The following is a 25,837-nucleotide window of genomic DNA, read 5'->3' on the forward strand; positions in this document are numbered from 1 at the left end:
CCCGCCGCAGCAGCCGACGGCATCGACACTGGCACCGCCGCCCGCGTGACCACGCTATTCGCCTCGTTAGGGGGAGGAACGCTGGACAGATCGGTCGAATGGTCCCACGATCGATCTAGGCTTGGCTGCGGGCTGTGCCGGAGTGAGAGTGTGAGCAGTCCGGCAAAGGATCAGGTGGTGGTCCAGTCGCGTAGTTGCCGGGGCGATCCGGGCGACGCCGAGTGCTCCGGAGGGCCGCGTCGCGTACCAGGGCGACGGCCGCCTTGGGCGGGTAGCCGTCGTAGACCGCCTGGGTGAACTGGCCTGCCACCCGAGCGAACACAGACTCGAACTCGGCTTGTCGATCGACGCCTTCAGCTATCACCTCCATACCGGAAAACCGCCAGCTCAGGACACGAAATCCGGCTGGTGTACCAGGGCGTCGACATGGCTGGCGATTCCGGGGTGGCCGCAGGCCCGGCCGTGGGATGCGCGCCGTGCCTGCGGGTGTGTGAGGAGAAGTCAGACGTAGTACGGGTGCATGAAGTGCGTCTGGCCGTATACGAAGCTGTTCGGTGAGGACTCCCAGCCCAGGAGGGCGCCGTTGAACATGGCGTCGGGCTTGGTTGTCCAGGTCCACAGGCGGACGACGCCGGTGGACGAGTCGCCGTACATGGCGCCGAGGTCGTCGCGGCCGTCGCCGTTGTAGTCGCCGACCACCAGCTGCATCAACGAGACGTCGAGGCGGCCGCTCAGGGTGAGCTTCGGCATGGGGCCGAAGGCGGTGCCCGTGGAGAGAAGGGTTTGGACCGTGTCCGTGCCGTCAGTGTGGTCGTACCAGAACATCAGGTCGTCGCGGCTGTCGCCGTCGAAGTCACCGGTGCGCGGGCGGGCGCGGTTCCAGTCGAACGTGGTGGCCGCCGGGCCCGTCCACCACGTCGCCGGGGTGGTGAAGACACCGGTCGGCGTGGTGGGGAAGACGTACGTCTTGATGCTGTTGTCACCCTGGCCGTAGAGGAGGCCCACTTCGTCGCGGCCGTCGCCGTTGAAGTCGCCGGTCACGAACTTGGAGCGGGAGGCCAGCCAGGTACCCTTGGGGCCGGACCACTCGGACGGGATCAGCCGTACGACACCACCGTTGCCGTTCGACGTCAGCGTCCACAGCTTGGTGACGCCCGTGGTCCTGTCCACGTTCCAGATCGCCACGTCGTCGTAGCCGTCGCCGTTGAAGTCGCCGGCCAGCGGGGTCATGTAGGTCTCGTGAAAGGTGACGTGGTTCGGGACAACCTCCCACGCCTTGCTCGGCTCGCTGTAGGTGCCGTCCGCCTTGCCGAGCGCGATGAACAGCTTGACGCTGCTGTCGCCGTAGCCCTGGATCGCCATGAAGTCGGCGCGGCCGTCACCGTTGAAGTCGCCGGTGGCGCGCTTCATGTGCTCGTTGCCCCACTGGCCCACGGCCGAGGTGTACGTCTTCTTGTAGCCGCTGAGGCTGCCGTCCGGCTTGCCGGAGAAGCTGTACGTGGCGTCCGTGCCCTGCGGGAAGACGTACCAGGCCGACATGTCGCTGCGGCCGTCGTGGTCGAGGTCGCCGCGGACGGCGGTGTTGCTGGACCACACAGCGGCACCGGACGCGTCGCGGATGACGAAGTCGCCGGTGTCCAGGAGGGCCGCTCTGCCGCCGGTCGCGCTGGTGCCGGACTGNAGAGTCGTGGTGCCTCCAGCGTCGCGGACCACGAGATTACCGTCCGCGCCGAAGTGGGCCGTCGCGCCCGCGTTGCCGGCCGTGCCCGTGGACCACAGGCTCTTGCCCGCGACGGACGAGACGACCAGGTCGCCGTCGTCGCGCATCGCCACCCGGGTGGAGGCCGACACCAGTACGTCCCCCGCCCGGAGCGTCTGGCCGGCCGCTAGGGCTGCGCCGAAGCGCATGCCGTCCGTGCGGGTCGCCAGCGCGCCCGTACGCGTCTCGGACGAGCCGAAGCAGCCACCCTGCCAGGAACGGGTGTTGATGCCGACCAGCTCCAAGCCGCCGCCGGACTTCTGGCGCAGGAGCGGGCCGCCGGTGTCGCCCGCGCAGATCGCGTCGTCGGCGGTGGCACCCGAGAGGGACAGGTCTCCGCTCGTGACGGCGTCCACACCGAAGGTGGCGGCGTGCAGCTTGTCGGGGCGCCACTCGGTCTTCGTACGGCCGAAGCCCGCCGCCTTCAGGACCTCCCCCTGGGCCACGGGCGTGGCGGCCAGCGGGACCGGGGTGACGCCGGTCGCCGGGGTGGTGAGGCGGGCCAGTACGAGGTCGGTGCCCTCGCGTGGCACCAGCTCGACGACCTCGCTGCCATGGCCGCCGGTGCCCAGGAGGTCGTTGCGGCCGACGGTCGCCACCGTCTTCAGGGCGGGCTTGCCCGCGGCGACCGTGCCGCCCGCAACCGGGTCGGCAGCGAAGCACGCGGCGGCCGTGAGGACCCACTGCGCGTCGATGAGCGCGCCCGAGCAGGCTCGTGTCTGGTCGCCCTCACCGATGTGCAGGTTCGCGGTGAACGCGTACGAGGCGTCGGTGACGGCGGCGCCGACCACCGCGTTCGCGGGGATCGCGGTGCCGAGCAGACCGGCGGCGACACCGGCGGCGACTATTCCCGTCATCCAGGCGGAACGAGGGGATCTTCCGGTCACAGAGGTTCCTATCTGTTCTGTCGGAAAGGGTGAACAGCGGCCCGAAGGGGTTCTCCGGGTCGCTCAGCTCCTCCACGGCGGGGCCGAGGAAGCGCATAACCCGAGCCGGGCCGACGTCATCGACCCGGCGCCCCCAAAGGACCGACGGGCCCCCGGGGTGGGCTATGGGATGGTCGAGGTGCGCGTCGACGGCGGCGCCGACCGCGCATCCGGCGACGGTGACGGCCAGGTCAATCTCCTGGGTCATCGTGTAGTCCGCAGTGGGCGCCACCGCGAAGCGGTGGAGCAGCGTCCCCCTGGCTGACCGGTCGACCGGGGGTCGTTGTGCAGGTCGTGGGTGAACTCCCGCTGCTCGCCGAGGCCGTCGGCGTGCAGCAGGAGGCCGCTCGTGTGATCGGCGGGCAGGCTGCTGACGCGGTCCCGTTCCCTCGAGAACACCAGGACGTCACGGTCTGTCATGCGGGTCCGCCTCTTCACGGACGCGGAGAGGGCGTCGTTTTCGTTATGTGACGAACGAGAACGCGGAACGCCCTCATCACCGAACTCTACGTGAAAGTCGCCGAGTTGTGGGGTCCTCATGGCTGGACCCGGGCCCCGCGGTCTGAAGCGCCACCCGGTTCATCGACCCGCCGGCCCGCCTGAGCCCCGTACCGTGCAGGCGAGGCCAACACCACCTCGTCTCATTTGGCTAGTTTGTGGTGCCAGTTGGGGGCGCAGGCGATGGTGGATCAGGCCGAGAAGTGTTGGGCCTTGCGTTCCTAGTACTGCAACGGTGCTTGCCGTGACTGGTGGCCAGGTCAGGGGATGTGTCCGCGTCGTTTGTAGTGACTGGTTCGGGCCTGGTGTTGTCGTCGTCGGCGCCAGGTTGACCAGTGCAGGATGTGCTCGACGGGTGTGGGCCGGCGGTGGGTGAGGCGGGTGAGGCCGTGCCCGGTCGGCGCGCCGAGCCCTTCCTGGTGGAAGAGCACGGGAGCGGCGTGGAACTGCACGTCGGGAGCGTCGAGTTCGGGACGGCTGCGGAAGAAGCCACCGTCCTCGCCGACGTTGGAGGTCAGGGGGCCGCGCCCCTCGCTCTGCAGGAGGGCCGCGTTCTCGGGGCTCGCCGCGCAGATGAGCGACTCGGCGTCGGTGAGGAAGTTGAGCAGCGTCATGTAGTGGTCCTGGAGGCCCTGTCCGACCGCCAGATCGCGTACGACCTCGATGCCGAAGGCGGACAGGGCGGCCGCAGGACCGATGCCGGACAGCATCAGCAGCTTCGGGGACTCGTAGGCGCCAGCGGACAGGAGCACCTCGCGCTCGGCGCGCACGATCTGTCAACGCTGACAGCTTGGGAAGTCTGTCGGTGGCGTGTGGCAGCATCCGCAGCATGACGAGTACAGAGAGAGGCCGCGGACTGGACTTGTTCCGAGAGGGCGATTTCCCCATCTATACGCTGACCTTCGTGCGGGATCTGCCCCCTGCGGAGCTGCTTACCCGCATGGGGGTAGATCCGGAGACTCTGGCGCTTCGCGCCGCCATGGATCTGTCGGACGACTTGGGCGACGACCTTTTCGACGATGAGGAACCCGTCGTCACCAGCGGCATCGACGGCTCGTGGACGTGGGCATGGGAACAGGGCGGCGTGCACGGACTCGATGAGAGGATCCTGAGTCACGTCTCCGTGGGGACTGAGGCCGTCGTGCTCCACTACAACGAGAAGCCGATGCACTGGTTCAAGTACGCGGTAGGTGGCGAGATCATCGTCGACTTCCACACCCTCCAGGCCATCGAACCGGCGGGGCAGGACCCGGCAAGACTTGATGACGTCATGAGGCCCCTCGGGCTCATCCGTGGCCAGGTCGCGCCCCTGCACAGCGTCCTGGCACTGGTAGAGAACGCTTTTGACATCCGGCTGAGGCAGCCAGACGACGTAGACGACGAGCGTTGGAGCGGCAGGCTGCTTCCCCTGCGGGACTGAAAGCCTCAAGCGGCGGCCCCCAGCGCAGGAGTTCCAGAGGGCGGGAAGTCCGTGCCCTCGTCATAGACAGTGCGCTTGGTGAGGGAGTGGTGGAGGCATCCGAGCATGCGGTGGAAAAGGTTGCGCTGGGCGGCGGTATGGCGGTCTCCGTCGGCTCGTCGCCTGTCGTAGTGGGCCCGGGCTCCCGGTGAGGCGATCAGGCTGGCGAAGGCCCAGACGTAGCCGACCGAGGCCAGACGCTGGTTCTTGACCCTGCGGGCCATGACCGCGAGGTGTTTGCCGGACGCCCGGGTGACCGGTGCGGCCCCAGCGAAGGCTTTGAGGACTTTCGTGTCGGTGAAGCGGGATGGGTCATTGCCGATCTCGGCGAGTACCCGGGCGCCGGCAATAGACCCGAGTCCTGGAAAACTGGAGATGATCTCGGCGTCCGGGTGCGCATCAAAAGACTCCTCCGTCGCTTGGGTGAGGTCATCGACGCTGGTGCAGGCGGCATCGAGCTGTTTGAGAAGGGCGATGGCCTGACGGCCCACGGCCTGCTCGACCTGCGGCAATTGGCGCATATGAGGGGCGCGCAGTGCGTCTCGAAGCCGTTCGGCTTCCGTCTCGATGCCGCGCTGGCGGCCAGCCTTTTTCAGAAGTGAGCGCAGCTGGGTGCGGGTGAGCTTGGCTGCCTGCTCGGGGGTGGGGCCGCAGCCAGCACGGTGCGGGCGACGCTGCTGCTGATCCCCTCGCGGTGGTGCTGGAAGGCGGCTAAGACGTCGTTTCTTTTGGCGGTTCGCGGTGTGCAGGGATACTGCTGTGGTGCTGTTGACGTGGATTGCTGAGGTGGCGGACGAGCCTCTGGTGCTGGAGCCGGCTGACCGGCGGGTGGAGTTGGAGACCAACACCTGGTCGCTGAGTGCGGCTGACGAGGACAGGAGTTCGTTGTCCGTCGCTGAGGTGGTGGCTGCCTTCGAGCGGACTGCTGCTGCCATCCGGGAACGCATTCGCGATCTGGGCTTCTCTGGGGTGGCGACGTTCTACGTGTGGCACGACAAACAGGCAGGTCAGCTCCGGTGCTCGACCGGATCTGTGCCCCCGGATGCGTTGCCATTCAGCGGTACCTATGTGGCTTCCGACGACCTCGGTCCGATCGTCGAGGGATTTCTGGCCGACAGCGAGCCAGGCTTCATCGCCTGGTCGGAGCTGGACAACGTGCAGAACCTCTCGGAGCAGACCAAGACCGAGCCGGAGATCAGGCCCTTCGGTGTCTGGGTCAGCAGTGTCGAAGCCTCATACTGACTGGTCCTGCCCCTCTACACGGACGAGTCGGCGGTGACAGAGGAGGGTTGCGGCTATGCCGACGAAGGCAAGGAAATGTTCTGCCTTGCGTTCGTAGCGGCGGTGGAGTCGGCGGCAGCCGGCGAGCCAGGAAACGGTCCTTTCAACAACCCATCGGTGGCGGCCGAGCCGCTGTGAGGACCCGATCCCTTTGCGGGCTATGCGGTGGCGGATGCCGCGCTTGCGGAGCCATCGGCGCAGGTGGTCATAGTCGTCGCCCTTGTCGGCGTGCAGCTTCGCCGGGCGGCGGCGACGGGGTCCGTGGGGAGATCGAATGGGCGGGATGCCGCGCACGAGCGGCTGAAGGCCCTGGCTGTCGTGCATGTTGGCAGCCGAGATGCCCAGCGACAGTGGGAGTCCGTTCCGGTCCGTGATCAGGTGGATTTTCGATCCCAGCTTGCCGCGGTCGGTCGGATTCGGTCCGGTCAGTGGCCCCCCTTTGCTGCCCGGAGGCTGACGGAGTCGATCGCGCACCGCGACCAGTCGAGCTCGCCGCGGGCGCCGAGTTCGTCGAGGACGACGCGGTGGAGCCTTGCCCAGACGCGGGCCCGGCTCCACTGAGCGAACCGCCGGTAGACCGTCTGCCAGCTCGGACCGAACACCGGGGGGAGTTGCCGCCAGGTGCAGCCCGAGGTGGCCACGAAGACGATCGCGGCCAGGGCCTCGCGGTCACCGGCCCGCCGCCGGCCCCCGCCCTGCGGACGTATCAACTCCGTTGGCGGCACCACCCGCCGAAACAGCTCCCACAACTCGTCCGGCACCAGCCGCTCAATCAGATCCGTCATGCACGGTTCAACGAACGATCACGCCAAAAGAAACGATGCCTAAGGGCTGTCTCGTAAATGATCCCGCCACGCTGCCCGCCGGTTCATGACCGAGGTCCAGGCCGTCCACGGCATCCCGGTCTCAGGCCGTGCGATAGGGGCCGTCCAACTGGTCGTCAGCGAGCTGGTGACCAACGCCTACAAGTGCGCGCCCGGCCCGTGCCTGCTGGACCTGGAGGTCAGCGGCGGCGCCGTGGAGATCAGCGTGTGGGACAGCGACCCGATGCTCCCGGCGGCCCGTGCCACGGACCCGGGCCGGATCGGCCAGCACGGGCTGGAGATCGTCATGGGCGTGTGCCGCAGCTTCGAGGTGCGCCGCGAGCCGGTGGGCAAGCGTGTCAGAGCGACCGTCGTGCTGGCCGACGACCCCGGCGGGCATCCGGCTGGCTGCCTGCTCTGAAACCGTTCTGGCCGCGGGCGTGCCACGGGCAGGAACCTGTAGGCGGTATCAGGGGGTGCCATCAGAGGCACTACCCGACTGGCTGTGTTCACGAGTGTCGACAGCGATTGTTCAGCACTTCGGGAGGCACCGACACCGCGCTGTGTTCGTTGGTCAAGAGGGATGACAGCCCGGTCCGTGGCGCTTCAGTCCTTCCGGCGGGTGGCGACGGCGTCATCACCGAAGGACGCGGTGAGTGCCCGTGCGATCAGGTCGGGCAGTTTGGTGTGTCCGTCGTCTTCGACCCAGCGCGTCAGCGCCGTGTGCATCGCGGCGAGGCAGGCACTGGTCGCCGCCTGGGCGCGGAACGCGGCGTCGGGATCGGTCGCGTTATCCCCGAGGGCGTCGACGATGGCCTGTTGCAGCGCGTACTGGCTGTCCAGGTGCCGGGCCCGCAGCGCAGGCGTCGACACCATGAGCCGGAGACAGTCCAGCAGGAACCGTTCGTTCGCTGCCTGTTCGTCTCCGTTGCCGCCGGTCGAAATCGTGGCCGCGTCGATGAGCGCGCTGCCGACGCGGCGCACCAGGGGCTGCGTTGCGGACGACGCTGCGACGTACTCGGCGATGAGCTGGGCGGGCTGGTCGATGAGGACGAGGTCCTCCTTGGTAGGGAAGTGCCGATACACGGTCATTGCGGAGACGCCGGCGGCCTCGGCGACGTCGGCCACCGTTACCGCGTCGTAGCCGTGGTCGGTGAACAGGCGCACCGCGTGCGCCTGGACCAGGCGCCGCGTCTCGGAACGCCGTCGTTCCCGCAGGGTTGGTTGCCGCTCACTCATGTGCTAGACACTACCATCATGTTAGTAACTAACAATAAGATGGGGTGAAGGCATGGGCGAGCTGATGGGCAGAACGGCTCTGGTGACGGGCGCGTCGCGCGGCATCGGGCAGGCAATCGCGACTCGGCTGGCGGCCGAAGGGGCCACGGTCATCGTGCACTTCGGCACGGACGAGGACGGGGCAGCGGCAACGCTCGACGCGATGGAACACGTCGGCGGGACCGGCTTTGCCGTCCGAGCCGAACTGGGCGTCGACGACGACGTCGAGACACTCTTCGCCGGCGTAGAGGCCGGCTTGGACGGTCGGCCGCTCGACATCGTCGTCAACAACGCGGCGGCCGCACCAGCCGGCGCGCTCGGCGTCACGACGCGGGCGGAGTTCGACCACTTGTTCGCGGTGAACGTGCGGGCACCGTACTTCATCATCGAGCGTGCACTGCCTCTGTTGCGCGAGGGCGCCCGGATCATCTCGATCTCCTCGGTGGCGACCCGGATGGCCAACTCGTCCCAGACATCCTTCGCCATGACGAAGGGCGCGATCGAGACGATGACCAAGACCCTCGCAAGCCAACTCGGTCCTCGGGGGATAACGGTGAACGCAGTCGCTCCTGGGGCCACCAGGACAGCGAGCAACGGAGCTGTCTTCGACGTGCCGGGCCTCACCGAACAGATCTCCGGCATGACGGCACTCAGCAGGCTGGGCGCACCCGACGACGTAGCCGACGTGGTCGCCTTCCTCGCCTCCGATGCCGCCCGCTGGGTCACTGGACAGATCCTCGACGCGAGCGGTGGCCTGTTTCTCGGTCCACGCATCTGACCAACGAAGATATGGCGAGGGCAGCGCTCGCGTAACTCCCCACAGCGTTCCGGCTCCGCGGCATCCGGCCACGGAGCCCGCGCAGGAACTCGTTCGGCGGGCCGACTCGGCCGGAACCTGCGCTGCCCGAAGCCGTGGACCGTTCGATTTCTGCGGCGCTTCGAGTGCCGCCCGATCTCGTGTACAGATGCTGTCGGTTCTCGTGAACAAAGCCACGTTCTCGAAACTCACCTACAAAGCCAATCCCCCCGAGCCAGGGCGGAGGCCCCCTCGCACCGTGCCCCCGACATGGGGCCGGGAACGCCGCCCGACTTCGCGCAGGAGACGCTCGACTTCGACTGACCCGACGACAGCGGGGCCGGGCAGCGGCACCCTGCCCGGCCCCGCTGCTCGTTTCCGGCTGCTCACTGGCTGAGGCGGATGCGCGGCCCCCACGCGACTCGAGGTCGTCCAGGAAGACGGTCTCCAGCTCTCTGCCAGCTGAAGGTCGCCACCCGCCACCAGCGGAGATGCGTGACCCGACTTGTCGAGACGATGAAGTCGCGTATCCATGCTCCCACGGGCCCAGGCAGGCCGCGGACCCCGGCCCGTCGCCGTGCTGGCCGACCGCGTCTACTCACCCCGCCCCGTCCGCGCTCACCCGCAGCGCCGCCGAATCCGCGCGGTCATCCCGCAACCCTCCGACCAGATCGGCCACCGCCGGCGGCGAGGCAGCCGAGGCGGCCATCCACCCGGCGTCGACCGCGAGGCCTACAAACAGCGCAACACCGTCGAGCGATGCATCAACCGACTCAAGCGGCGGTGCGGCCAGGCCATACGAACCGACAAGCTCGCCATCGCCTACCAGGCCCCACTCCGCCTCGCCGGAATCCTCATCTTCTGGCCGGGGCCGCTGGCGGTGATGTTGAACAGGTAGCAGCCCAGGGAGTTGATGCGCCGGTCCTTGAGCAGGGACAGACGCACGACGCCCTCGTCCTTGATGCCGTGGCCATCGGCCCGGAGCGCCGCGACGGCAGTGTCCAGGTAGTGCGTGATCCACAGCACCACGGCGTTGAGCACGAGACCCAGACTGGCCAACTGGTCCTCCTGGTCCTCGCGGTACCCCTGACGGAACTGGCCCCGTCCGCCGTGCCAGATCGCCGGGCCAGGCGGTGGGGGGACGGCTGCAGGGTCAGCTGCCGGTTCATCAGGTGCCGCTAGGTGTCATCGACCGGGTCGACCGAGGCAGCAGGTGCATGGTCTTGTCGATGCGGCCGTTACTCGGCGAATCTCTGGTCCGACAGGTCGCGGAAGCGCAGGGCGAAGCGGAAGCCGAGCTACTCTCACCCCAGTCTGTTCGTTGAGGCCAGGTCCTAACCTTCTGCGACTACTGGCGTGCCGACGAGTTCCACGCCGGCTTGCCGGAGTTCGTCACGGGCCTGTTGGATCGTGCCACGGTTCACGCCGGCCGTCAGGTCCAGCAGGACTCGTGTGGAGAATTCTGCCGCGGCGGCGTCCAGGGCGGTGGCCTTCACGCAGTGGTCGGTGGCGATACCGACGACGTCCACGGCGGTGACGCCCTGCGCCCGCAGCCATGCGGTCATGCCGGTTCCGTTTTCGTCGGCGCCTTCGAAACCGCTGTAGGCGGCCTCGTACGCTCCCTTGTAGAAGATGTTGTCGATTGCTCCGGCGTCCACCGCGGGGCGAAATCCCGGGTGGAAGTCGGAGCCTTGCGTGCCGGCCACGCAGTGCACCGGCCAGGAGGTCTTGAAGTCGGGGGTGTCGGAGAAGTGCTCACCGGGGTCGATGTGGTGGTCGCGGGTCGCTACGACGCGCTGGTATCCGGCCTGTGCCGCACGTCCGACGAGGTCGCAGATCTTCACGGCGATCTCGGCCCCGCCCCTCACAGCGACACTGCCGCCCTCACAGAAGTCGTTCTGCACGTCCACCACGATCAGCGCTCGTCCCATGTGCCTGTCCTTCGGTTCGGTGTTCAGTTCGCTCACGGTTCTGCTGCTCACCCTCGGTCTTCGGTCTCCGGGTCTCTTGAACGTACTCGAGGGCGGTGTCCAGGAGGTGGCGCAGTTGCGCCGGGGTCGGGGCGACGGCGGTGGCGAGGAGGGCCTGGGGGGCCGCGAGGGGGGTCAGGACCGCTTGCCCCTCTGTCGGGTCGTCGCCGATGATCCGCGGCTCCGGTGGTGCGTCCATGTACGGGTCCACCAGGAGAAGCTGTCCGGTGGCGCGATGGGTGTCGAGGACAGCGGGGCCGTCCCATGCCGGTGCCGGGTCGCCGTAGGCGGTGTGCTGGTCGAACAGGGGACGCCCGTCGCGACGTACGGCCAGGCGGGTGGTGAGGTGGCCCGGCGGCTCGCACGAGCGGCCCAGAAGCTGTTCCTCCCGCATCAGCAGGCGGGAGGTGGGGGAGAGGTCCACGGTGAACGTCTGGTGCAGGGTGCTGCCCCGGGTGCTGATCAGGAGTTCGGGCAGCCAGTGCAGCAACGCGTGGTCGCCCACTCGGATCCGTACGTCGTATGTGGCCGGTTCGGTGGTGGAGCCGCGCAGGGCGATGGTGGCGGCTGCGCTGGTCACCTCCAGTCGGGCGTGTGTCTCGGCGGTGATCTCGAGGGCGAGTCGGTCTCCGCCGAGCGGCGCGCTCATCGCGCCGAGGATGCAGACGCGCGCCTGCTCACCGCGGGCCCGTAGCCGGCGCAGGTGGAAGGGGCCGTCGTTGTGCAGGAGGGGGACGGTCGTGGTCCGGCCGTTGTGGGTGGCACGGATTCGGGCGGTCGCGGCGACTCCGGAAGGGTGAGCCGGGGGGTGCCCGGCCGGGCGCGGGCCGTACAGGCCACGGCCGGCTCGCAGCGGATTGTCGGTCAGCGGTCTTGCGGGCGGTGTCTGCGCGTCGGTGACGTTCACCGGGCGGAGTCGGCGCGCCAGGCGGCGAGGCAGCCGGTGACCCAGTCGGCGACTGGTTGGACGCCGTTGGGGGCGGTGAGGCTGGTGAAGGCGTACGGCAGGTCCTTGCGCTGCTTGCGGGTGTCGGCCCTCATGGTGTCCAGGTCGACGCCGACGTAGGGGGCCAGGTCGGTCTTGTTGACGACGAGGAGGTCGGCGGTGGTGATGCCGGGACCGCCCTTACGGGGAATGTCGTCGCCGCTGGCCACGTCGATGACGAAGACCTGGGTGTCGACGAGGCCGCGGGAGAAGGTCGCGGTGAGGTTGTCTCCGCCGGACTCGATGAACACCAGGTCCAGCGGGCGCAGGGTCTGTTCGAGGTGCTCGACGGCTTCGAGGTTGGCGGAGATGTCGTCGCGGATGGCGGTGTGCGGGCAGGCTCCGGTCTCCACGGCGGTGATCCGCTCCGGTGGCAGGACGGCCTCGCGGCGCAGGAAGGCGGCATCTTCCTGGGTGTAGATGTCGTTGGTGACCACGGCGATGGAGAGCCGGTCGCGCAGGGTGCGGCACAGTGCGGCCACGGTCGCGGTCTTGCCCGAGCCGACGGGCCCGCCGAAGCCGATGCGCAGGGCGCGGCGGCTGCCGTCGGCGAGCAGCGGCTCGGCGCTGTGTGTGTGGCGGTGCGGCATGGTCACGGGGTGGTCGAGATGCACAGGGATGCTCCAGGCAACGGTCAGGGCTGGTCAGGATGCGAAGAGCCGGACGGCCCAGGTGGCGTGCTGCTCACCGGTGATGTCCAGCAGGGGGGCGGAGGCGGCGGGCAGGGCGGCGACTCCCTCCGTCGCCGTCCTGCCGGCCGCGTGGGCCGCGGTGTCGGCGACGGTGTCGAGTTCGTCGGCGAGACGCGCCAGTACGCCGGTGGCGTAGAACGGGTCGAGGCTCAGCAGGCGTACCGCGGCGGTCGCCGGGCCGCCTACGCTCTCGTAGGCGGCGGCCTGGGCTGCGTCGAGCGGAGTGAGTCCGGCGGCGCGTGCGGTGACGCCGAGTACGACCGGCTGGTGGGCGCCCTGGGGTCGGTGGTGGGCGAGGTGGTCGAGGTCGGCGCTGGGCCAGGTGGCCCGGGCCGCGCGCAGCAGTTGCCGGCCCAGGCGGCGTGCGACCTTGCGCAACGCCGGTGCGGGGGTGCGGGTGTCGGCGGCCTCGTCCAGGGCGAGGGTGTCGTACCCTGCGGCGGCCGCTGCGGCGAGGCCGGCCGACACCAGTCCTGCGGTGTGCAGCCGCCCGCGGCAGAACGCCTCCAGGCTCGCGGTGTCGTGGACTCGGCCGGAGGCGACGGCGGCCTCCATCCCGCCGGAATGGGCGTGCCCGCCGGCGGGGAAGCGGCCGTCGGCCAGGACGAGCAGGGCAGTGCGGCTCATGGGTGGCGGGACCGCCTTTCGAGGGGGGCGGCCGGGGCTGGTCTCGTGCGGCGTGACCAGCCCCGGCCGTGGTGGTCAGAAGAGGAAGTACCGCTGCGCCAGGGGCAGCTCGGTGGCGTAGTTCCGTCCGACTTCCTGCCCGTCGACCGTGGTGCGGACGTCGGAGGTGGTGGCGCCGCCGATGGTGACGTCGAAGGTGTCGGGGTCGATGTCGATCTCCGGAAGGGCGTTGTTGTGGATCATGTCGGCCTTGGTGACCTTCCGGGTGGAGCGGATCGCGCGCAGGGGCTTGAGCAGCCCCGTGCGGGAGAGTTCACCGTCGAGGGCGTCCTCGGCCACGAAGTTGAAGGAGTTCGCCGCCGGAGCGCGGCCCGTGAAGCCCCAGACGGGACGCGGGAGGTAGGGCTGCGGGGTGGGGATGGAGGCGTTGGCGTCGCCGATCTGGGCGTAGGAGATCTGGCCGCCCTTGATGACCATGTGCGGCTTGACGCCGAAGAACTTCGGCTCCCACAGCACGAGATCGGCGAGTTTCCCGGTCTCGACCGAGCCGACTTCGTGGTCGATGCCGTGGGTGATGGCAGGGTTGATCGTGTACTTGGCGACGTAGCGGCGGGCACGGAAGTTGTCGGCCTGCGCGTCGTCCTCGCGCAGGTGGCCGTAGCGGGACTTCATGACGTGCGCCGTCTGCCACGTTCGCATGATCATCTCGCCGATGCGGCCCATGGCCTGGGCATCGGAGGACATCATCGAGATGGCGCCCATGTCGTGCAGCAGGTCCTCGGCGGCCATGGTGGAGGGCCGGATCCGTGAGTCGGCGAACGCCATGTCCGCGTCGACCTCCGGATTGAGGTGGTGGCACACGATCATCATGTCGACGTGCTCCTTGACGGTGTTGACCGTGAAGGGACGCGTCGGGTTCGTCGACGCGGGCAGCACGTTGGGTTTGCTCGCGAGGCTGATCATGTCGGGGGCGTGGCCGCCGCCGGCGCCCTCGATGTGGAAGATGTGCAGGCTGCGGTATTTGGCCTTCTTGTCCTTGCGGTCCTTCTTCGTCGCGGCGAAGGTGCTCTGCACGAAGCCGGCCTCGTTCAGCGAGTCGGCGTGCAGCGCGACCTGGACACCGGTCTCCTCGCACACGGTCAGCGCCGCGTCGATCACCGCCGGGGTGGCACCCCAGTCCTCGTGGATCTTCAGACCGAGGGCGCCGGCCGCGACCTGGTCGTGCAGCGCCTTCTTCGAGACGGTGCTGCCCTTGGCCAACAGGCCGATGTTCACCGCGAAGCCGTCCAGTGCCTCGAAAGTCCGCTGGATGTGCCACTTGCCCGGCGTCACGGTGGTGGCCGTGCTGCCCTCGGCCGGTCCGGTACCGCCGCCGATCAGCGTGGTCACTCCCGACGCCACCGCCTCATGGATCTGCTCCGGGCACAGGAAGTGCACGTGGGTGTCGACCCCGCCCGCGGTCAGGATGCGGCCCTTGCCGGAGATCACCTCCGTCTCAGGCCCCACGACGAAGTCCGAAGCCCGCGGATCATCGTTGGGGCGGGGCGTCATGGTCTCCGGGTTGTACGCCTTGCCGATGGCCCGGATGCGGCCGTCGCGCAGCCCGACATCGGCCTTGACCACCCCCCAGTGGTCCAGGATCAGCGCACCGGTGATCACGGTATCCACCGGCTCGCGGGGATCGTCGCGGGGGGTGTGCGACTGGCCCATCGACTCACGAATCACCTTGCCGCCGCCGAAGACCATCTCGTCGCCACTGCGCCCCGGGCCACCGCACCAGTCCTCGTCGATGCGCAGGACGAGATTGGTGTCGGCGAGCCGGACCCGGTCGCCGACGGTCGGCCCGTACAGGTCGGCGTAACGGGAACGCAGCAGCGGGTCCCAGGGCTTGTCCCTGTCAGTCCTGTCCGGCATCGAGGTGCTTCTCCTCTTCGCTCTTGTCGGCCCGGAGCCCGTGGACGATCCGCTCGCCGGCGATCGGCACCAGCATCACGGTGCGCTTGTCGCCGGGCTCGAACCGTTCGGAGGTGCCGGAGGGAATGTGCAGCCGCATTCCGTGGGCAGCCTCCCGGCGGAACTTGAGCCCCCCGTTGGCCTCGGCGAAATGGAAATGGGATCCCACCTGGATCGGACGGTCCTTGGGGTTGCGCACCTCCAGGGGCACGGGCGTCGCGCCGTCGTTGAAGACCACCCGGTATTCGTCCTCGTCCGGCAGCAGTTCCGGCTTGCCGGGATGGACGTCCGCCTCGGTGGACGCCTCGTCGAACGGATCGCTGATGGTCACCAGCTTCGTCCCGTCCGGGAACGTCGCCTCGACCTGGACGTTGTCGACCATCTCCGGTACACCGTCCATGACCTCGCTGCGCTGCAGCACATGGCGCCCCGACTCCATCACCGCGTCGACCGTCGCCCCGGCCCGCGCCTCCTCGTAGACATGCACGCTCAGCAGCGCCATGACCTCGGGGTAGTTCAGCAGCAGGCCGCGCTCACGCCGCCGCTGGGCGACATCGGCCGCCACGTGGATCAACAGACGTTCCTGCTCATGCGGAGTCAGATGCATACAGATCCCCCTTCTCCTGTTCGTCGCTTCGCCCGGGCGGCAGGCACCACGACGACGAACGAAGATGCCACCCGCCGTACCTGCCGCAGACCGATCCTGGGACAGGACAGAACCCAATGGCTCTAAAAAGGGCAGGTCGGCCCTGATGGAGTGAACCGGGATCACAGGGTGCATGTGGGGCGCAACGCCCGCGTGTAGGGGGAGAGGCAGCTCGGGAAGCTGTATGTCCGGTAAGGGAAGGGCAGAGGGGGGTGGCCGCGGATCCGGCTGGTGTCGGGTGTCGGCGGGGTGGATGTGCTGCTGCGCGGGTGGCTGGCGGAGGTCCGTCCCCAGGTTCGGTGCTGGCGCCGGCTCCGAGGCGCCGATGTTCCCCGGCGAGCGCCGTGATCGACAGGGTCTGCTGGTGCGGGTGGGCGGTGAGACGCTGCGTGCCGGGCTGGTGGGAGCGATGCGGGAGTTTCTGCCCGTGTGGGCGGGCCGTTTGTCGCCGTGTGTTTTGCGGCCGCCATGCTTCCCTGTCGTGCGGAGTTGCCCGGCCGACCGTGGCGGATAGCGGCCACGGCGTAAACCCGCCGTGGCTCATCATCCCTCCACCGCCCGTCGCGCTGTCAATCTGGCGTCACCGCAGCATCAACAACGTCCGGAACGCGGGCTCTTGCGCCCTACCGGTCGGGTCTACTTGGGGAGATCGATGCGTCCGATATCGCGTACGGCACTGGGGGCGGCCACAGCCGCAGTCCTCGCCGTCTCGGTGATCGCACCGTCCGTGGCAGCGCCACAGGACGACGTGATCACGAAGAGACCGCTGACCGGCAGCGCGGCTGCCGCCACCGATGGGAACAAGCCGGTCACCGTCACGCTGGTCACCGGCGACAAGGTGCTGGTGACCACCGACGGTTCGGGAAACGCCTCGGCGACCGCCCTGGCCCGTGAGGACGGCACCGTCCCCCTCGTCCAGACCCGCCGCTCGGGGAAGGATTTGTACGTCTACCCGGACACCGCGGTGAAGGCGCTCGCCGAGGACACCGTCGACGAGGAACTCTTCAACGTTACCGGGCTCATCCGCCAGGGGTACGACGACGCACACGCGGACGCCGTACCGCTGATCGCGACCTACTCCGAGAACACCGCACGCAACGCGCCCGCCACCCCGCGCGGCGCCGAGCGCGGCCTCGCGCTCCCGTCCATCGACGGCGTGGCGCTCAAGGCCGACAAGAAGCAGACCGCCGGATTCTGGTCGGATGTCACCGGTGCCCGGTCCCGCTCCGCCGCTGCACTGAAGAAGCTCTGGCTGGACCGCAAGGTCGAGGCCAGCCTCGACCGCTCCACCAAGCAGATCGGCGCCGACCTCGCCTGGGCCGCCGGGTACGACGGCAAGGGCACCAAGGTCGCCGTCCTGGACACCGGCGCGGACGCCGAACACCCGGACCTCAAGGGCCGAATCGCCGCGTCGAGGAACTTCACCGACTCCGACACCACCGACGACCGCCAGGGCCACGGCACCCACACGCTGTCCACCGTCGGCGGCACCGGCGCGGCCAGTGACGGGAAGAACAAGGGCGTCGCTCCCGGCGCCGACCTGCTCGTCGGCAAGGTACTCAACGACAGTGGCTCCGGCGACTCCTCCTGGATCATCGCCGGCATGCAGTGGGCCGTCGACCAGCACGCCGACGTCGTCTCCATGAGCCTGGGCAGCCAGACCCCCACCGACTGCACCGACCCGATGAGCCTGGCTGCCGAGGAACTCGGCAGAAGCAAGGACACCCTGTTCGTCATCGCGGCCGGCAACTCGGGCCCAACTCCGAACACCGTCTCCTCCCCGGGCTGCGCACCCAGCGTGCTGACCGTCGGCGCCGTCGACCGCGACGACTCCACCGCCCAGTTCTCCAGCCGCGGGCCCGCGATCGGCGCGCACACCCTCAAGCCCGAGATCGCCGCCCCCGGCGTCGACATCTCCGCCGCCGCGGCAGGCGGCCGTGGCATCTACGCCTACCGGTCGATGTCCGGTACCTCGATGGCCGCCCCGCACGTCGCGGGCGCCGCAGCCATCGTCAAGGAACGCCACCCCGACTGGACGGCCCAACAGGTCAAGGCGGCTCTCGTGTCGTCCGCCAAGAGCGACATCCCCGGTGACGTACGCGAGACCGGCGGTGGCAGGCTCGATGTCAAGGCCGCCATCGACGCTACGCTCATCGGCGCACCCGCCGTCCAGGGCGGCACCTTCAACTGGCCGCAGGACAAGACAGACCGCACCACTGTCCGGATCCCGTACACCAACACGGGCGACAAGCCGGTGAAGCTGTCGCTCACCCTCCAGAGTGTCACGGGCAACGACGGTTCGGCCGTCCGGTCCTCCGTCGCCGCACTCGGAGCGAAGAGCGTCACCGTGCCCGCCGGAGCGACGGCCGAGGTCCCGCTGAAGCTCGACCCGACCGCCCGCCTCCAGGACAGCCAGTACGGCGACGTCACCGGCCGGGTGCTGGCGACTGCCACCGGGGGCGTCAAGGTCTCTACCCCCTTCTCGATGTACATCGGGGCCCAGACCGTCACCCTGCGCGTCAAGTTGATCGACCGCAACGGCCAGCCCGCCGCCGGCTCGTCCTCACTCGATGTCATCGGCACCGACACCGCCACCGGCGAGCGCCGCTTCAACGACGGCTCGACCGACCAGGTCTACGAGGTGCGCCCCGGTGCCTACTTCGTCTCCAGCTTCATCGTCTCGGCCGACGCCGAGGACGCCACGGGAAGACTCGTCAGCTCCGTCGGCTACCTCGCCAGGCCGCAGCTGAACGTCACCAAGGACACCACCTTGGTGCTCGACGCCCGCAAGGCGCACCGGATGAAGCTGAGCACCGAGGACAGGGTCACCGAGACCCGCAGCGCCACCCTCGCCTTCGGCCGCAGCTGGGACGACGTCTGGCTGCACTCCGGGTCCATCGCCGGCGGCAGCGTCATCAAGGACTATCTGGTCGACATCCAGGGCCGGGCCCGGGACGGTGACTTCGAGTTCGACAGCTTCTGGCGTGCCTACGCCCCGCAGATCGAGCAACTCAAGGTCGTCGGAGGCGCCACACTGCACCCCACCCCCGCCTCCAGCGGGTCCGTCAACCTCGACGGAACAGGGCAGGCCGCACTCGTCGACGTCGGCACCGGTACGCCCGACGAACTGAAGGCCGCCGGGGTCTCCGGCAAGATCGCCCTGGTCCGTGTGGCGGACGACGGCCTCGTGGTCACTCAGGCTCGCAACGCCAAGGCCGCCGGCGCCGTCGCGATCATCGCGCACCGCCCGTCCGCGGGTCCGTGGAAGCCGTCCGTCGGATACGGCGCGGCGCCCCTGCCCTCGCTCGGGATCGAGACGGACGAGGCGGCCGCTCTGGCCGCCTCGCTGGCAGCCGGACCCGTGAAGCTGAGCTGGAAGGCCACCGCGGCCAGTCCGTTCGTCTACAACCTGGCCTTCGCGGAGACGGGCACTGTCACCGCGGACCGCACCTACAAGGTCAAGGACAGGACGCTCGGCAAGGTCGAGTCCGCGTACGAGTCCATGGGCGTCAAGGCGGACTTCGGCGACACGCTGCTCGCCGCCCGTCCCTACGGCGCCACGTTCGGCGTCGGCGCCTTCGACAGCGTTGCCGCCCCAAGCACGCGCACCGAGTACTACTCGGCGGGCGACAGCTCCTGGCAGCGCTACCTCTCCTCCAGCTTCCCCTGGGGAGAGTCCATGGTCGACCGGGCGCGCACCTACCAGGCCGGTTCGCACCGCACCGAGAAGTGGTACGGGGGCATCCTCGTTCCGTCCGCGCCCCGCGACAGCCAGGGCAAGGAACTGCTCGCTGCCGAACGCCAGGACAACCTGATCGGTGTCGCGCCTGGATTCTGGAGCGACAGTGAACACAGCGGTCTCCAGGGCTCCTTCGGAGACACGGGCAGCATGCGGCTCAGCAGCGGTGGCACGGTGCTGGGCGAATCCGGCTGGCCGTCCGGGGTGTTCACCGTTCCGGCCGAGGATGCCGCGTACGAGCTCAGCATGACGACGATGAAGCTGGGTCAGCCCGCCGCCGTGTGGAAGCGGTCGACCATGACCCAGACCACCTGGAAGTTCCGTTCACACCGGGACGAGAACGCCTACTCCCAGGGCATCCCGCTGCTCTTCCCGCGCTACGACCTGCCCTCGGACGGCATGAAAACCCTGCCGGCGAAGGACGGCCAGAGGATCGGCCTGAGTGCCTCGGGCCACGCCGGCTACACCCCCGGCAAGCTCACGGCGGCCAAGGTCTCGTACTCGTACGACGGCGGTGAGACCTGGACCGCGGCCGCCACGGCACAGCAGGACGGCCGTTGGACCGCGACCGTGAACCACGCGGACGCGGCCGGCAAGCCGGTCACGCTGCGCACCGAACTGACGGATGCCCACGGCAACTCCGTCGTCCAGACGGTGACCGACGCCTACGCAGTGCGCTGACGTCGAGCCACCCGGCCGGTCCGCCAGGCGTCTTTCCCATGACTGCACTGCGGACCGGTCGGCTGGTGCCGGCCGCCGACCGAAGCTGCCCGCCAGAGGGCGCTTCGCCTTACCGAACCAGTAAGGCCCCCACGTCACTCCGAAGGCACCGTGGTGGGCAGGACCGTCCCCCTGCCCTTCTTCAGGATGATGGGCCGGTCCTCGGTGATGCCGTGGCATTCCGCGTCACCCTTCAGCACGACCCGGGGCTGAGAGGTAAGCAGGCGCGCGTCAGGGGAGGCAGCTGGCCCGTACGCAGCTGTGTGGCCTGACAGCTGAGCAGGGTGGAGGTGAGCGGCGGGCCTGACGGCCCGCCCGACCCGGGGCAAGTACGGCTCGAAGATCCACTTGATCACCGAGCGGACCGGTCTGTCTCTGTCTGTCGGAATCTCGGGGGCGAACCTGCACGACGGCCAGGCTCTGATTTGCCTGGTGAAAGGCATACCGCTGATCAGGTCCCGCCGAGGGCACCGACGAGGCAGGCCGGACAAGCTGCATGCCGACAAGGGCTACGACTACTCCCACCTGCGGCGATGGTTACGGGGATGCGGCATCAACCACCGCATCGCCCGCATGGGGATCGAGACCTCGCAGCGACTGGGCCGCCACCGCTGGGTCATCGAACGCGCCATGGCCTGGCTGGCCGGCTGTCGACGCCACCACCGACGCTGCGGACGTAAGGCGGACCGCTTTCTGGCCTTCCTCAGCATCGCCTGCGCCCTCATCTGCTGTCGCAGGCTCGAGAGCCAAGTGCGCCGCTAATAGACGCCGAGGCGCTGGTCGGTCCCGTACGGCGAGCGTATCCGCACGACGAGGAAGGCCAGGCCAACGCTGGTCAGATCTGCGCCTAACAGGTTCCTGCGACCCGGCGGGCGGTGCTACAGAGGCTGCCGTTGCCGTTACCAAGCTTTCAGGTATCGGGATCAGCTTCGATCTATACCGACCGTGCCGGTCAGGTCTGCGCCTGCCAGGTCTGCGCTGGTCAGTTGTGCACCGGTCAGATTTGCGTAGGAAAGATCTGCGCCAGACAGGTCCGCGTCCCTCAGATACGCGCCGGACAGGTTGGCGCCCGCTAGGTCGGCACCGCTCAGGTTTACACCGAACAGGTACTGAGTGGTCAGGTCTGCACCGGACAGTTTCGTACCGGACAGGTTCGCGCCACGCAAATTCGCGCGCGCCAGATTCGTGTGGAACAGGTCGGCTCTGGACAGGTTGGCGCCGGTCAGATTCGCATCGGTCAAATCTGCTCCGGACAGGTTCGCGCCGGAGAGGTTCGCACGGGGCCGATCCGTGTGAGGCAGGAAGGCGCCAGAGCGATCCGCAGGATCCAGTTCCTTGCTCCGGCGAGGCGAGAGGTCAATACCGGCCAGATGCGTGTCTCGTAGGTCGAGGGTGAAGTAGTCATCACGGGCGGAATCGCGAAAAGCGAGGACAGCCAGGGCGGCCAGCACATCGGCTGATAGGGCCTCGCTCTTCTTGCGGGGCTTGTCGGCGTGGGTGCGGATGTAGGTGGCCAGGACGTTGCCGATGGTTGGGTGGTCGCGGGGGGAGTCCTGCATGATGCGCTGCAGGGCATATACGCCGCCTAGACGGACATCTGTGGCGTCGTCGCCGAGATTTTCCACGGCTGCGGTGTACCGGTCGGTGATCTGCCCTTCCTGGGTGATCCCCAACTCCTGGCGACTAATCCTCAGTTGGTCGCCGACCTGAGCGTTGGAGTACACCAAGCCGGCTACGCTGACGAAGGCGGCAATCAGGACCGCTACCAGTTCGATGCGACGCGCCCAGTCAAGCCCCTGCCTTGGTGTGGCGTCTGACGTAGCCGGCTCGGCCGTGGTTTGCCTCGGCGTGGCCAGGCTGGCCACCGCCAGTGGCCCTCGAGGCTGCGGCACGGTTGTCACGCTTCGAGCCGTGGCCATCGGGCGGCCATGTAAGGCGCGGTTGCCGATCCGATGAAGTTGTTGGGTGCGTCGGTACGACATGAGAAGCATTTCACTCCCGCCATGAAGGCGTCCGCAACAGTTCCAGAAGAACCTGGGTGGAGTGTTGCCTCCGTCCTCGTCGATCCGCCAGCCGCTGTAATCCGCATCGACCAAAGGAACACCTGTGCGGTGGCCAGTCCTCTACGGCTGATCTTCACCTCGTTAGCGTGTTTCGCAGCTTGGAGTTGCCGCCGCACCTCGTCGCCCGCGACCCGTGCGGCCTGATGGCCGGCGTCCAGGAACCGGGCGCCCATGCGGGCAGCCAGCTCCGGTTCGGTGACGAAGGGAGCCTCCCCGCCAAGCCCGGCGGTGCGGCAGCGGTCGGGGTCGGAGTTCCAGGAGCGCGGGACGTACAGTTCCCGGTCCACTGCCGCGTGCCCGCGCCGGCCGGTGTAGATCAGGTAGACGGCGACCTGAGCGTTCTCGATCCTGCCCGCGGTGCCGGTTCTATAGCGCATTGCCTTGGGCTTGTTGTGAGGGCTCTGTGACTGCAGGAGGGGCGCACCTCGGTCCGTTTCGGGGTGTTCGCCCCTGTCTGATCCCAACGCGCCGCCGGTTGCGACCGTTTGCGCCCCGGGGCAGCGCTGCTCCTGACACTACTACCGAAATATGAGGTAGCACCCTCACTAAACGCCATCACTTGGACAAACGCTCTTTAAGCGATGGGCCCCGGCCCGGCGAGCCGGGTGACGAAGTCGTCGACCATGGCGATCTGCACGTCCTCGGGAAACCGTCCGGGGTCGAAGAGGGCCTGTACGACGAGTCCGTGGACGAAGGCGACGGCAGCGGCGGCCAGTTGACCCGTGTCGGCCGTCGCGGGGATCTCCCCGAGGTCACGTGCCGTCTCCAGATGAGGGCGAAAGCCGTCGCGCAACCTCGCGTATCGGTCGCCCTGTTGGGCGGCCAGCGCATCGTCGGCGAGGGACAGGTCCCAGGAGCCGACCCAGACGCGGTTGCGGGCGGTGTCGGCCGGCGTGAGCGGCAGGATGTCGAGCAGCATGGCCCGAACGGTGGGCAGGCCATCGGCGGGGGGAGTCCGGCGCGGGCGTCCGGCCGTGTCCTGTTCCAGCAGGTCTAGCGCGTGCGTGACAAGGGCCCGCTTGCTCGGGAAGTAGTGCGTCAGCATGCCGGTCGAGACGCCCATCTCGGCGGCGACGGCGCGCAGCGTCAGCCCATCGAATCCCTTGGCGGCAAGGACGCGCCACACCGCCTCGGACACGTCCTTGCGGCGGGCTTCGTGATCTCCGGGTGCGGGGGGCGCCATGCCGCTAGCGTACATACCAAACGCTTGTTACGCACCCTCCTTGCCATGTGACCGCGGGCAGCTCCTCCGCCTGCGTCATCGGCCGACCCGACCCGGAAGGCGGAACGCCCATGTTCACCAACCCGCTCGACGACCGCGCACAACTGCGCCCCCTGGAGCCCTGGCAGGCCCCGGAGTTCCTGGCACACATCGACCGGGCCCGCCCCCTGGTCGACCCGTGGATCCCCTGGGCGTCGCTCACCACCGACCTGGCCTCGGCCAGGTCGACCCTCCAGCGCTATGCCGACCTCTCGTCCTCCGACAGCGGCCGGATATACGGGATCTGGCTGGACGGAGTGCTCGTCGGCGGCGTCATGTTCACCCGATTCGACGCCTCCTCGGGCGTGTGCGAGATCGGCTGCTGGCTGGAGGAGGCTGGGCAGGGCCGAGGACTGGTGACCCGCGCGTGCCGGGCACTGATCGACTGGGCCTTCACCGAGCGCGGAATGAGCAGGGTCGAGTGGTGGGTCGCCTCGGGCAACACCCGCAGCATCGCGTCCGCCCGCCGTCTGGGCATGACCCGGGACGGCGTGCTCCGGCAGCGTTACCCGTACCGCGGAGTGCGCCACGACAGCGAGGTGTGGTCCGTCCTGGCGCAGGAGTGGCCGCTGGCAGAGGTTCGGTCCATGCCCGAGCCCGAGCCCGAGCCCGAGTTCGTGTCCGCGTCCGGCGACCAGGCGGACATCGACCGGCTGATGGGCCTGTTCATGGACTCCTTCACCAACACCGGCGGAAGGCGCCCCGATCTGGAGAACATCCGCGAACTCTTCGTCCCGGAGGGACGGATCATCTCCAACATCGGGAACGACCCCGTGATCATGGACGTGGACGCGTTCGTCGAACCGCGTCGAAAGATGCTCACCGACGGCACGCTGACGGAGTTCTCTGAGTGGGAGGTCTCCCAGCGCACCGAGATCTTCGGATCGGTCGCGCACCGGTTCAGCGAGTACCGCAAGTCCGGCGTCCGGGACGGAGCACCCATCGAGGGACGCGGTCACAAGACCACCCAGTTCCTCCGGACCCGAGACGGCTGGAGGATGTCCTCCATGGCCTGGGACGACGAACCGGCCCGCCGTCCGCAGTGACGGGCACCCGGTTCCCCGAATCACGGCCACGTCCTGCCCGGCGCGTCGCTCTCAGTCCTCCGGCAGGAGCCACGCGGCGATGTCCACGTCACGCGGATGCACGGGCTCGGAGAGCACCACGCCGGTGGTGGTGTCACCCATCTCCGCGAGGTCCTCGATGACCTGCTCGAGGTGTTGCGCGCCCGGACCGCGACCGTCAGCTCGTAGCAGTTCTCCCCGGTGACGTGGACACACGACAGGACGTGGCCCATGGCGAGCAGCCGGTCGCGCAGGCTCTGCGCGTTCCGGACGGAACGGAGCCGGGGGCGCAGCGACGTGGGCTCGTAGGCCCAGCCCCAGCCGGCCGAGATGGAGGTGGACGCCATAACCCTTGATCACTCCGGAGTCCTTGCGTGGCAGTACTAGGCGCCATGACGGAGCACCATGTCCTGTGTGAGGCGGTGCAGGCGCAGTGCGGCGTCCTCTTCGAAGGATGAGCCTTTCAGCAGTAGCCGGCGTGTGGTGCGGTAGGCGGTAAAGCGTTCGCTCGGCGGATCGTCCAGGAGGCGGGTCATCGGGACGACGGCCTTCGCCACGGGGGTGGCGAGCAGGGTGAAGGACGCTTGGGTGAGGGCGCGTAGCGGGTGTGGCAGGTGGTCGGGCATGCCCGTTGCCACGACGCCGGGGTTGTAGCCGATGTAGTGGATCGGAGTGTCGGCGTGCACCGTGGCGAAGGCCACGCCAAGCAGGTCGTTGGCGCGGAAGGACTGCAGAGTGGCCTTGGTGCCGCTGTAGCGGCGCGTCAGTTGCAGGTCGTCCCAGTGGATCCGGCCCAGCGGGATGCCGGGAGTGCCGACGTTCATGACGACCGGTCGCGCTGCGGGTTCCAGCACCTTGCGCAGGCCGTGACTGAGGATGTACCGGCTCAGGTAGGCGAGGGCGAAGCTGTGCTCGAACCCGTCGCGGGTGACCGTTCGAGGGCCGAAGAGCCGGTAACGCTGGGCGCACAGAATGAGCTTGTCCACCGAGGAACAGGTGCTCTCGATGGTGGCGACGAGCTCCTGCGCCGCCACGATCGAGGTCAGATCCGTCTGTAGGAAGGCGGCACGCTCATCGGCTGACAGGGCCGACGCCTCCGCCAGAAACGCCTCGCCCTTGGCGGGCGTACTGCCCACGGCGAGCACCCGTGCTCCCTGGCGCAGGTAGTGCAGAGCGAGCCCCTTGCCGAGTCCGTCGGTTCCTCCGGTGATGACCACCGTCTGCATCGCTGGCTCTCCTCCTCCGGGCTGTGCAACCGAGCAGCCCGGGTTCCATGGGACCGCTATGCGGATACCTCCTATCCGCTTGTGTTGGACC

The 25,837-nt window shown here is 68.6% G+C and carries 20 protein-coding genes and 4 pseudogenes; 7 read left to right on the plus strand and 17 right to left on the minus strand.

The window, feature by feature from the left end; all coding sequences use genetic code 11:
- Window positions 1-501: 501 nt before the first annotated feature.
- From IEZ05_RS10750 to IEZ05_RS10760, 3 genes are all read right to left on the minus strand, one after another.
- Window positions 502-2,616, minus strand: coding sequence for an FG-GAP-like repeat-containing protein (locus tag IEZ05_RS10750; RefSeq protein ID WP_189229771.1), 2,115 nt, complete (start codon window positions 2,614-2,616; stop codon window positions 502-504).
- 273 nt (window positions 2,617-2,889) lie between these two features.
- Window positions 2,890-3,105, minus strand: coding sequence for a hypothetical protein (locus IEZ05_RS10755; protein ID WP_189229772.1), 216 nt, complete (start codon window positions 3,103-3,105; stop codon window positions 2,890-2,892).
- Between the two features lie 338 nt (window positions 3,106-3,443).
- Window positions 3,444-3,953 (minus strand): GMC family oxidoreductase N-terminal domain-containing protein, encoded by a 510-nt coding sequence (locus IEZ05_RS10760; protein ID WP_229869657.1) that lies wholly within the window; start codon window positions 3,951-3,953, stop codon window positions 3,444-3,446.
- Between the two features lie 59 nt (window positions 3,954-4,012).
- On the opposite strand from IEZ05_RS10760, the gene IEZ05_RS10765 reads away from it, so the two are divergent.
- Window positions 4,013-4,603 (plus strand): DUF6461 domain-containing protein, encoded by a 591-nt coding sequence (locus IEZ05_RS10765; protein WP_229869658.1) that lies wholly within the window; start codon window positions 4,013-4,015, stop codon window positions 4,601-4,603.
- Between the two features lie 5 nt (window positions 4,604-4,608).
- On the opposite strand, the pseudogene IEZ05_RS10770 reads toward IEZ05_RS10765, so the two are convergent.
- Window positions 4,609-5,357: pseudogene (locus tag IEZ05_RS10770) on the minus strand (transposase); the annotation flags it as partial.
- 44 nt (window positions 5,358-5,401) lie between these two features.
- On the opposite strand from IEZ05_RS10770, the gene IEZ05_RS10775 reads away from it, so the two are divergent.
- Window positions 5,402-5,884 carry a hypothetical protein gene (locus tag IEZ05_RS10775; protein ID WP_229869659.1) on the plus strand — a complete coding sequence of 161 codons (483 nt, stop codon included), beginning with the start codon at window positions 5,402-5,404 and terminating at the stop codon, window positions 5,882-5,884.
- Here the strand turns inward: IEZ05_RS10775 and IEZ05_RS10780 are convergent.
- Window positions 5,876-6,708, minus strand: a protein-coding gene (locus IEZ05_RS10780) for an IS5 family transposase (protein WP_373298741.1) whose coding sequence is annotated in 2 segments (ribosomal slippage) — window positions 5,876-6,375 and window positions 6,375-6,708 — 834 coding nt in all. Because the reading frame shifts where the segments join, the coding sequence is not laid out codon by codon here. The genes IEZ05_RS10775 and IEZ05_RS10780 overlap by 9 nt on opposite strands.
- A 61-nt stretch (window positions 6,709-6,769) precedes the next feature.
- Here IEZ05_RS10780 and IEZ05_RS10785 point away from each other — a divergent pair.
- Window positions 6,770-7,147: pseudogene (locus tag IEZ05_RS10785) on the plus strand (ATP-binding protein); the annotation flags it as partial.
- A 185-nt stretch (window positions 7,148-7,332) separates the two neighbouring features.
- Here the strand turns inward: IEZ05_RS10785 and IEZ05_RS10790 are convergent.
- Window positions 7,333-7,893 carry a TetR/AcrR family transcriptional regulator gene (locus IEZ05_RS10790; protein WP_229869661.1) on the minus strand — a complete coding sequence of 187 codons (561 nt, stop codon included), beginning with the start codon at window positions 7,891-7,893 and terminating at the stop codon, window positions 7,333-7,335.
- Between the two features lie 124 nt (window positions 7,894-8,017).
- Here IEZ05_RS10790 and IEZ05_RS10795 point away from each other — a divergent pair, with 124 nt between their 5' ends.
- Complete coding sequence (locus IEZ05_RS10795; protein ID WP_189229776.1) at window positions 8,018-8,782, plus strand: SDR family NAD(P)-dependent oxidoreductase; 765 nt, start codon at window positions 8,018-8,020, stop codon at window positions 8,780-8,782.
- A gap of 840 nt (window positions 8,783-9,622) precedes the next feature.
- On the opposite strand, the gene IEZ05_RS10805 is transcribed toward IEZ05_RS10795, so the two are convergent.
- The 7 genes from IEZ05_RS10805 to IEZ05_RS10835 form a co-directional block, all read right to left on the minus strand.
- On the minus strand, window positions 9,623-9,919 hold the full coding sequence (locus tag IEZ05_RS10805) for a transposase (RefSeq protein ID WP_229869673.1): 297 nt from the start codon (window positions 9,917-9,919) through the stop codon (window positions 9,623-9,625).
- A gap of 215 nt (window positions 9,920-10,134) precedes the next feature.
- A complete protein-coding gene (locus IEZ05_RS10810) occupies window positions 10,135-10,731 on the minus strand; it encodes an isochorismatase family protein (protein WP_189229778.1) in 597 nt (198 codons plus the stop codon).
- Entirely contained in the window at window positions 10,685-11,605 is a 921-nt protein-coding gene (locus tag IEZ05_RS10815) for an urease accessory protein UreD (protein WP_189229857.1), read from the minus strand. The genes IEZ05_RS10810 and IEZ05_RS10815 overlap by 47 nt, the downstream gene beginning before the upstream one ends.
- A gap of 68 nt (window positions 11,606-11,673) precedes the next feature.
- Window positions 11,674-12,369, minus strand: coding sequence for an urease accessory protein UreG (gene ureG, locus IEZ05_RS10820; RefSeq protein ID WP_189229779.1), 696 nt, complete (start codon window positions 12,367-12,369; stop codon window positions 11,674-11,676).
- A gap of 30 nt (window positions 12,370-12,399) precedes the next feature.
- Window positions 12,400-13,074, minus strand: a complete 675-nt coding sequence (locus IEZ05_RS10825; protein ID WP_189229780.1) for an urease accessory protein UreF — start codon at window positions 13,072-13,074, stop codon at window positions 12,400-12,402.
- A gap of 75 nt (window positions 13,075-13,149) precedes the next feature.
- Window positions 13,150-14,988, minus strand: a complete 1,839-nt coding sequence (locus IEZ05_RS10830) for an urease subunit alpha (RefSeq protein ID WP_189229781.1) — start codon at window positions 14,986-14,988, stop codon at window positions 13,150-13,152.
- Window positions 14,972-15,634: an urease subunit gamma gene (locus tag IEZ05_RS10835; RefSeq protein WP_189229782.1), complete on the minus strand. Its 663-nt coding sequence runs from the start codon at window positions 15,632-15,634 to the stop codon at window positions 14,972-14,974. Before IEZ05_RS10835 ends, IEZ05_RS10830 begins: the two co-directional genes overlap by 17 nt.
- A 691-nt stretch (window positions 15,635-16,325) precedes the next feature.
- Between IEZ05_RS10835 and IEZ05_RS10840 the strand changes: the two genes are divergently transcribed.
- Both IEZ05_RS10840 and IEZ05_RS10845 read left to right on the plus strand, forming a co-directional pair.
- The gene (locus tag IEZ05_RS10840; RefSeq protein ID WP_189229783.1) at window positions 16,326-20,093 is read left to right on the plus strand and encodes a S8 family serine peptidase; all 3,768 of its coding nucleotides are present in this window, start codon (window positions 16,326-16,328) and stop codon (window positions 20,091-20,093) included.
- A gap of 360 nt (window positions 20,094-20,453) precedes the next feature.
- Window positions 20,454-20,894: pseudogene (locus IEZ05_RS10845) on the plus strand (transposase); the annotation flags it as partial.
- Between the two features lie 161 nt (window positions 20,895-21,055).
- Here IEZ05_RS10845 and IEZ05_RS10850 read toward each other — a convergent pair.
- The 3 genes and pseudogenes from IEZ05_RS10850 to IEZ05_RS10860 all read right to left on the minus strand — a co-directional run bounded on the left by IEZ05_RS10850 (window position 21,056) and on the right by IEZ05_RS10860 (window position 23,378).
- Window positions 21,056-21,997: a pentapeptide repeat-containing protein gene (locus IEZ05_RS10850; protein ID WP_189229784.1), complete on the minus strand. Its 942-nt coding sequence runs from the start codon at window positions 21,995-21,997 to the stop codon at window positions 21,056-21,058.
- Between the two features lie 280 nt (window positions 21,998-22,277).
- Window positions 22,278-22,569, minus strand: a pseudogene (locus IEZ05_RS10855) (transposase); the annotation flags it as partial.
- Between the two features lie 200 nt (window positions 22,570-22,769).
- The gene (locus tag IEZ05_RS10860; RefSeq protein ID WP_189229785.1) at window positions 22,770-23,378 is read right to left on the minus strand and encodes a TetR/AcrR family transcriptional regulator; all 609 of its coding nucleotides are present in this window, start codon (window positions 23,376-23,378) and stop codon (window positions 22,770-22,772) included.
- 110 nt (window positions 23,379-23,488) lie between these two features.
- On the opposite strand from IEZ05_RS10860, the gene IEZ05_RS10865 reads away from it, so the two are divergent.
- Entirely contained in the window at window positions 23,489-24,502 is a 1,014-nt protein-coding gene (locus tag IEZ05_RS10865; RefSeq protein WP_189229786.1) for a GNAT family N-acetyltransferase, read from the plus strand.
- Between the two features lie 401 nt (window positions 24,503-24,903).
- Here IEZ05_RS10865 and IEZ05_RS10870 read toward each other — a convergent pair whose 3' ends face one another.
- On the minus strand, window positions 24,904-25,746 hold the full coding sequence (locus IEZ05_RS10870; protein ID WP_189229787.1) for an SDR family NAD(P)-dependent oxidoreductase: 843 nt from the start codon (window positions 25,744-25,746) through the stop codon (window positions 24,904-24,906).
- Window positions 25,747-25,837: the final 91 nt, after the last annotated feature.

The organism is Streptomyces flaveolus (genome assembly GCF_014648815.1).
In the GTDB taxonomy this organism is placed as follows: Bacteria; Actinomycetota; Actinomycetes; order Streptomycetales; family Streptomycetaceae; genus Streptomyces; species Streptomyces flaveolus.